Origin of the sequence: Longimicrobium sp. (assembly GCF_036554565.1) — a bacterium.
GTDB lineage: Bacteria > Gemmatimonadota > Gemmatimonadetes > Longimicrobiales > Longimicrobiaceae > Longimicrobium.
In genome coordinates this window covers 1-7,609 of sequence record NZ_DATBNB010000644.1, presented here as the reverse complement: position 1 = coordinate 7,609, position 7,609 = coordinate 1, and the positions used below count along the sequence as shown (strand labels likewise).

7 protein-coding genes are annotated in these 7,609 nt (G+C 70.8%); all 7 read left to right on the top strand.

Annotated elements, in window-relative coordinates; translation table 11 throughout:
- Positions 1-878 (top strand): SPOR domain-containing protein (locus VIB55_RS17835; protein WP_331878019.1); only part of this gene is annotated, 878 nt, incomplete at its 5' end.
- Positions 875-4,426 carry a chromosome segregation protein SMC gene (smc, locus tag VIB55_RS17830; RefSeq protein WP_331878018.1) on the top strand — a complete coding sequence of 1,184 codons (3,552 nt, stop codon included), beginning with the start codon at positions 875-877 and terminating at the stop codon, positions 4,424-4,426. The genes VIB55_RS17835 and smc, both read left to right, overlap by 4 nt.
- Before the next feature lie 215 nt (positions 4,427-4,641).
- Positions 4,642-5,700 carry a 3-deoxy-7-phosphoheptulonate synthase gene (aroF, locus tag VIB55_RS17825; RefSeq protein WP_331878017.1) on the top strand — a complete coding sequence of 353 codons (1,059 nt, stop codon included), beginning with the start codon at positions 4,642-4,644 and terminating at the stop codon, positions 5,698-5,700.
- Positions 5,681-6,085, top strand: a complete 405-nt coding sequence (locus tag VIB55_RS17820) for a YraN family protein (RefSeq protein WP_331878016.1) — start codon at positions 5,681-5,683, stop codon at positions 6,083-6,085. The genes aroF and VIB55_RS17820 overlap by 20 nt, the downstream gene beginning before the upstream one ends.
- A gap of 74 nt (positions 6,086-6,159) precedes the next feature.
- Positions 6,160-6,417 carry a DUF4160 domain-containing protein gene (locus tag VIB55_RS17815; protein ID WP_331878015.1) on the top strand — a complete coding sequence of 86 codons (258 nt, stop codon included), beginning with the start codon at positions 6,160-6,162 and terminating at the stop codon, positions 6,415-6,417.
- Complete coding sequence (locus tag VIB55_RS17810; RefSeq protein ID WP_331878014.1) at positions 6,395-6,844, top strand: DUF2442 domain-containing protein; 450 nt, start codon at positions 6,395-6,397, stop codon at positions 6,842-6,844. Before VIB55_RS17815 ends, VIB55_RS17810 begins: the two co-directional genes overlap by 23 nt.
- 491 nt (positions 6,845-7,335) lie before the next feature.
- The coding region (locus VIB55_RS17805; RefSeq protein ID WP_331878013.1) for an AAA family ATPase at positions 7,336-7,609 on the top strand (274 nt) is incomplete at its 3' end.

Sequence of the window (7,609 nt, the reverse complement as noted above, 5' to 3'; positions counted from 1 at the left end):
AGCCGGTGGCGCCGTGGAACGCGCCGCCCGGCAGCTACACGCCTCCGGCGCCCACGTTCGAAGCCACGGGCATCCTGCCGACCGCCGCGGAGGCGGCCTACGCGCCTCCCGCCGGCATCCCCGCGCCCGAGGCGGACTGGCGCGAGCCCGAGGCCCCGAAGAAGAAGCGCGTTTCGCCGGTGCTGCTGGTGCTGCTGCTGATCGTTCTGCTGGCGGCGCTCGCCGTGGTGCTGGCGCCGCGGCTGGGCATCGCCATTCCCTTCCTGGCCCCCGCAGCCACCGAGGAGGCCCCCGCCCCCGCGCCCAAGCAGGCCGCGGCGGCGCCCACCGCGCAGCGCGGGCCGCCTCAGCCGCAGGGGGCCGCGCTGCCCTACTCCGTCTACGTCGCCAACTACCAGAGCTTCAAGGAGGCGTCGGCCTTCGCGGCCCAGGCATCTGGCAAGTTTTCCGAGGCGCGGTTCTTCGTCTTTCCCGAGCCCAAGGACGGCGTGGTCTGGTGGCGGGTGATGGCGGGAATGGCCGCCGACACCACGGCCGTCCTGGCGCTTCGCGACCGCCTGCTGGCCGCGGGGCTGGTGGACGAGGACGAGGTCGGCGGCCGGTACGACCTGATCCAGTCTCGCCCGCTGGCGTACGAGGTGGGCGAGTTCGCCACGACCCAGGACGCCACCGCGCGTGCCGAGGAGCTGGCCAACCGCGAGATTCCCGTCTACGTGACACCGGTTCCCTACTCCGACGGCACGGAGCGGTGGAAGGTGTACGCCGGTGCCTACCGCGACAGTGCCAGCGCGGCACCGATGAAATCCAAGCTGGAAAGCGCCCGGATCCCCGCCAGGATGGTGGAACGCACGGGCCGCCCCCCCGCCTCCCCGAAATGAAGCTTCGCTCCCTCCGTCTCCACGGCTTCAAGTCCTTCCCCGACAAGACCACCATCGAGCTTCGCGACGGCGTGACCGCCATCGTGGGCTCCAACGGCTGCGGCAAGTCCAACACGGCCGATGCCGTGCGCTGGGTGCTGGGCGAAACCCGCGCGGGCGCCCTGCGCTCCGCCAAGATGGAAGAGGTGATCTTCCAGGGCAGCACCCGACGCCGTCCCCTGAACTACGCCGAGGTATCGCTCGTCTTCAGCAATGAGGACGGCAGCGTCCCCGTTCCCCGCAGCGAGATCGAGATCGCCCGCAAGGTGTTTCGCGAGGGGGGGAGCGAGTACTCGCTGAACCGCCAGGGCTGCCGCCTGCGCGACATCCACGACCTGCTGCGCGACACCGGGCTGGGCGCCAACGCCTATTCGATCATCGAGGGCGGGATGATCGACGCCATCCTCAGCGAGCGCCCCGACGAGCGGCGCGCGCTCTTCGAGGAGGCTGCGGGGATCGGCAAGTACAAGGACCGCCGCAAGGCCGCGCAGCGCCGGCTCGAGGCGGCGGAGGTAGACCTCGCGCGCCTGAACGACCTCGTGGTTGAGGTGGAGTCCAAGGTGCGCGCGCTGGCCCGGCAGCGCCGCAAGGCCCAGCGCCACGCCGAGCTGCTGGCCCGCCGGCTGGACCTGGAGATGGCGCTCGCGCAGGCGGAGACCAGCGCGCTCGCCGCGGCCCTTGCGGAGGGCGAGCGGCGGCGGGCGGCGCTGGAGCAGGTGGCGAGGGAGGCGGAAACGGAGCGGGTGACGGCCGAGGCTATCGTCGGCGAGCGCAGGCTTGAGGCGGCGGCGGTTTCGCGCCAGCGGACCGAGGTCGCCGCGCGGCTGGAAGACGTCCGCAAGCGCCTGGACACGCGCGAGCGCGAGATCCTGCTGGCGGACGAGCGGCGGTCGCACGCGGAGATGCGCATCGCCCAGCTGGTGCGCGAGCGGGGTGAGCTGGCCGAACGGGCGGAGCGAGGGGCGGCGGACGCGGCGAGGCTGGAGGGCGACCGCGGCGTGGCTTCCACCCGGCTGGAGGGGCTGCGCGAGCGGCTGGAGGCGCGGCTGGAAGAGAACGAGGCCCTGCGTGCCACGCTGGCCTCGCACCGGCGCGCCAGCGATGCCGCCGCGGCGCGTGCGCGGGACCTGGCGCGTGAGATCGCCGCGGCCGAGGGCGAACGTGCGGCGGCCGAGCGTCGGCAGCACGAGTCGGCCGAGCTCCTCACCCGGCTCGCCGGGCAGGAGGCGCAGCTGGGGGTGGAGCTTTCGGCGCTCGATGAGCAGACGGAGCTGTGGTCCGGCCAGGGCGACGCGCTCCGCGACCGGCTGAATGCGGCCATCGACGCCGCCGAGCGGGCGCGGGAGGAAATCCGGGTGCTCCGCGGCCGCGAGGGCGCCGTTCGCGACCAGCTTCGCGCGGCGGACGACCGGCTGTCTCGGCTGAGCGCCCAAGTGGCCGCGCGCGAGGCGCTGGAACGCAGCTACGAGGGCTTTTCCCCCGCGGTGTCGGCGATCATGGGGCAGCGCGACCGCTTTCCCGGCGTCCTTGCCCCGCTCGCCGACTTCGTCCGGGCCACCACCGCCGACGCGGCGACGGCCACCGCGGTGGAGTCTTTCCTGGGCACGCTGCTCCAGGCGCTGGTCGTCGCCGACCTGCCCGCCGCCCGCCGGGTGCGCCGCTGGTTCCGCGACGAGTGGGACGGCGGGGGCACGCTCATCGTCCTTCCCCTGGACGCGCCGGGAGTCGGCGAGGCGGTGCGCGAGGCGAGGGCCGCGGTGGGGCTGGGTGTGTCCGGCCACGGCGCCGCCGCGGCCTGGGCCGACACCTTTCTCCAGGGCCTGGTCGTCGTCCCCGGCGAAGACCCGCTGGACTCCTACGGCGCTGGCGCGCGGGTGGATGCGCTGGGCGATACGGTGGATGCACGCGGGGTCATCCGCCTGGGCCAGCCGGTCTCCGGCGAGGGGATCCTGGCGCGGCGCGAGGCACTGGCGCGGCTGCGCAACGAGGTGGAGGACGCGCGCGTCGGCCACGATCGGCTCGCCGCCGACCGCGCCGCGGTCGCCGAACAGGCCGCCATCGCCGAGGAGCACGCCCGCGAGGCCGAGGAGTTCGTCCGGCGCACGGAAAGCGAGCTGCGGCAGCTGGATGCGGAGGCCGCCGCGCACGGACACCGCCAGACCCGGTTGCGGCGGGAGCGCGAAGAGGTGGGCGTGTCGATGTCGAACGCGCGCCGCCAGTCCACAGAGGCGGCCGAGCGCATCGCCGCGCTCGACACGCGGCTCGCGGAATTGCAGCGTCAGGCCAACGAGGCCGCTGGCGAGACCCATCGCGCCACCGCCGCCCTTTCCGAGCTGGACTCCACCTGGGAAGCCGCGCGGGACGAGGAAGCCGAACTCCGTGTCGCCGTCGCGCGGGCGGAGGGGGAGCTGCGGGAGCTGGACCGCGCCCTCGCGGACGCCGTGCGCGGAGCGGAGGGCGCACGGGGGCGCGGGCGAACGCTGGAGGCGGAGGCGACGGAGCTGCGTCGGTCGCTGGAAGGGCTCTCCGGCATCCGGGACCGCGCGGGCGGCGAGGTGGAAGGCCTCTTCCGCGACCGCGATCGCGAGGCCTCCCTCCTGGCCGGCCTCGACACGCGCTTGAGCGAGCTGGAGGCGGAGATCGCCGGCGCGGACGAGCGGGCGCGCGCGGCCCGGCGGCGCGAAACCAAATCCGGCGAGGAGCGGCACCGGCTGGAACTGGAGCGCGCAGACCAGGAGAGCCGACTGGTGCGGGCGCGCGAGCGCGTGGAGGTGGAGTGGGGCCGCCCGTGGGACACGCTGGTCACGCAGGCCGGCCCGGTGGAGGACGGAGAGCCGGACGCGTGGCGTGCCGAGGTGCGCGAGGTGGCGCAGGCGGTGGACGCGCTGGGGCCCATCAACATGCTGGCGGTGCAGGAGCACGAGGAAGAGGACCGCCGCCTGAAGTTCCTGCTGGAGCAGCAGGCCGACCTGGCCAAGGCGCGCGACGACCTTTCGTCCGCCATCCGCCAGATCAACAAAACGGCGAAGGAGGTCTTCATGGCCACCTTCGACACCGTGCGCCAGAACTTCCACCGCACCTTCCAGTCGCTGTTCCAGGGCGGCGAGTGCGACGTGTGGCTGGCGGACCCCGACGACCCGCTGGAGTCGCCCATCGAGATCCACGCCTCCCCCCGGGGCAAGAAGACGCAGCGAATCCACCTGCTCTCCGGCGGCGAGCGCACGCTGACGGCGCTGTCGCTGCTCTTCGCCATCTACCTGGTGAAGCCCTCGCCCTTCTGCCTCTTCGACGAAGTCGACGCGCCGCTGGACGAGAGCAACGTGGGCCGCTTCATCCAGCTGCTCAACGACTTCAAGGAGCAGACGCAGTTCATCGTCATCACCCACAACCCGCGTACCATGGAAGCCGCGGACTGGATCTACGGCGTGACGATGGAAGAGCCCGGCGTCTCCACCGTGGTGGGCGTGGAGTTGGAAGGCGCCTGGCCGTACGGCGAGCGAGTGGCCTGACCCCCACCTTACGCGCCACTGAACAGACCGACCTCATCTCCACACACGCTCCACCTCTCGCGGCCACCGCCGCCCCACGAGTCGCACGCACATCTCTTTCCCGACACCTTTACTGGCGAGTTTAGCCCGAAGCACCCCTGATCCATGGACGCGGGACCGGTGGCTCGGTTAGATTCGAGCATCCAAAATTCTTTCCCCCTCCTGGATCTGGACCCATGCTGGTCGTCATGAGGCACGACGCGACGGAGCAGGACATCGAATCCGTCGTCGCCACGATACGCGAGATGGGCTACGAGGCCCGGCCCATGCCCGGAAAGCAGCGCACCGCCATTGGCCTGGTGGGCAACGACGGCAAGGTGAACGCCGACCGCATCGAGGCGCAGAGCGGCGTGCTGGAGATCATCCACGTCTCGCAGCCGTACAAGCAGGTGTCGCGCGAGTGGAGGGACGAGGCCACCGTGGTCACGCTCGACAACGGCACGCAGATTGGCGCGGGCGAGGTGTCGGTGATGGCGGGGCCCTGCTCGGTGGAGGGCGAGGCGCAGATCATCGGCATCGCGCACCGGCTTCGCGACCACGGCGCCACCATCCTTCGCGGCGGCGCGTTCAAGCCGCGCACTTCGCCCTACTCGTTCCAGGGGATGGGGGAAGCCGGCCTGAAGCTGCTGGCCCGCGCGCGGGAAGAGACGGGGCTCGCGATCGTCACGGAGGCCATCGACTCCGAAAGCCTGGACCTGGTGGCCCAGTACGCCGACATCGTGCAGATCGGCGCGCGCAACATGCAGAACTTTTCGCTGCTGCGCCGCGCCGGGCGGGCGGGCAAGCCGGTGCTGCTGAAGCGAGGGATGGCGGCCACGGTGAAGGACCTGCTGCTTTCGGCCGAGTACATCCTGGCCGAGGGCAACCCCAACGTCATCCTGTGCGAGCGGGGCGTGCGCAGCTTCGACACGCACACCCGCAACCTGCTGGATCTCACCGCCATCCCGGTGGTCAAGTCGCTTTCGCACCTGCCCATCATCGCCGACCCCAGCCACGGCACGGGGCTGCGCGCCAAGGTGATCCCCATGGCGCGCGCCGCCGTCGCCGCCGGGGCCGACGGGCTGATGATCGAGGTGCACCCGGACCCGGAGCGCGCCATGAGCGACGGTGCGCAGTCGCTGTATCCCGACCAGTTCGGCGAATTGATGGAGCAGATTGCCGTGATCGCAACGGCAATCGGCACGCGGATGGTGCCGCCGGTGGCGGCCGGGCAGGGTGCCGGGGCCGCCGGGTAACGGCCGCCCCCCACGCCCGCCCGGCGGCAACAAGACGCTGGGCGACCGGGGGGAACAGTTGGCGGCCCGCCACCTGGCGGACCGGGGGTGGGTGATACTCCACCGCAATTACAGATTAGGACACCGAGAGATAGACCTCGTCGCGCGCCGCGGCGAGGTCGTCGCGTTTGTGGAGGTAAAGACCCGCGGGGGAATGGGTTACGGCCATCCCCTGGAAGCCATCACCCGAAAAAAACGCAAAGAAATCCAGACCGTCGCCGCCGCGTGGATTAAGGAGTTCGGCCGGCCTCGCGACGTGTACCGCTTCGATGCCGTCGCCATCCTGCTCCCGGCCGGCGGCCAGCCCGTGATCGAGCACGTGGAGGACGCGTGGCGGATGTACTGAGCCGCGCGGCGCCTCACGCGCGCTCGTGCCTGGCTCCTCTGCCTTGACCAAAACCCAAGCCGATAGGTATACTCATGCCCGTCATCATCCGCGAAGGGAGCTGGCGCATCTGGATCTGGACGAGAGATCACGGCCTGCCTCACGTGCACGTTTACCATGGTGGCGGAGCGGTGAAAATTCTGCTGCCCACGCGCCGTTTACCCGCCATGGTGACCGCACGGCAGCGGATGCCGGATCGGGAAGTCGCGGCTGCGTTGCGGCTCGTAGAGAGGCACAAGGACGAACTCATCTCTGCGTGGAGAGCGATCCATGGATTACCCAAGCCTGACTGACGAAGAGATTTTCGCGATGCTGCCGGCGGCCGACGAAGCGACCCGCATCGCGGAGCTTACGGAGCCGCAAGCCAAGTCGGCGCATTACGATCCGGCCACGGGACGGATCGTGGTAGAGCTGAAGCTGGGGAGTGCCTTCGCGTTCCCTCCCTCGATGTTCTCCGAGCTTGCCGGGCACACCCCTGAGGAGTTGGCCAAGGTCGAGGTCGAACCCTTCGGAGAGGCATTGGTCTGGGAGGAACTCGATGTGGGGATTGCCGTGGCCGGGATCATCGTAGAAATCCTGGGCGACGCGATGCTCAAGGCGTTCGCCAGCAGGGGCGGGTCATCCACCAGCGAGCGGAAGGCGGCGGCCGCCCGGGCGAACGGACGCAAGGGCGGCCGGCCGCGGAAGAAGCGGCCCGCGAAGGAGCCGGCCGTGACCTGAGCGGTGGCGGCTCGCGTATCCATCGCAAGCCGCCACGACCAGACGATCAGCGGTTCTGGCGTGACCGCAGGCGGCCCGCAACGGTACCAGTGCTGATCATTCCGATACCTCCGCCCACAGCGATGAGCATCGCCAGCCCGGGCGGTGTATCCATCGTCCAGACGGCCAGCATGGCGTACAGTGGGACGAAGATCCCTAGGCGGCCGCTCGTCGACGATGGCTCGTCTTCACCGGTTTCACGCTGATTACATAAACAGTTGGCCCAAGGTCCTCACTCAAAGTCGGACGCTAGGGCGCATTTGTAGCGCAGTCAAGCTTCTTCGCCGCTTCGCCGTCGTCCTCTCGAGCGGCATCAACCAAGTTCCGGAACTGCGGCCTCCGACGCGAGCCGCCACGTTCCGCATCCCAGCGTCGCCGCCGTTGAGGGGAGGGGGGCACGCGGCTATATTCGTCGTCGTCGCAGCCGATCCCCCGCGTTCCCCGGCAGTTCCGTGTCCCGCACCGCACTCGCACGCAGATACCGCCCGCGCCAGTTCAGCGAAGTGGCGACGCAGGAGCACGTTTCAGAGACGCTTCGCTCGGCCGTGCAGCGCGACCGCGTGGCGCACGCCTACCTGTTCTGCGGCCCGCGCGGCGTGGGCAAGACCACGCTGGCGCGCGTGCTGGCCATGGCGCTCAACTGCCCCGACCGCACGGACGAGGGCGAGCCCTGCGGCGTGTGCGACAGCTGCGAGCGCATCTGGGCCGGGCGCACCTCGCTGGACG

Excerpts from the sequence above, each read along its gene's own strand:
- smc (WP_331878018.1), top strand. The coding sequence starts at position 875 with ATGAAGCTTCGCTCCCTCCGTCTCCACGGCTTCAAGTCCTTCCCCGAC.
- aroF (WP_331878017.1), top strand. The coding sequence starts at position 4,642 with ATGCTGGTCGTCATGAGGCACGACGCGACGGAGCAGGACATCGAATCC.
- VIB55_RS17815 (WP_331878015.1), top strand. The coding sequence starts at position 6,160 with ATGCCCGTCATCATCCGCGAAGGGAGCTGGCGCATCTGGATCTGGACG.
- VIB55_RS17810 (WP_331878014.1), top strand. The coding sequence starts at position 6,395 with ATGGATTACCCAAGCCTGACTGACGAAGAGATTTTCGCGATGCTGCCG.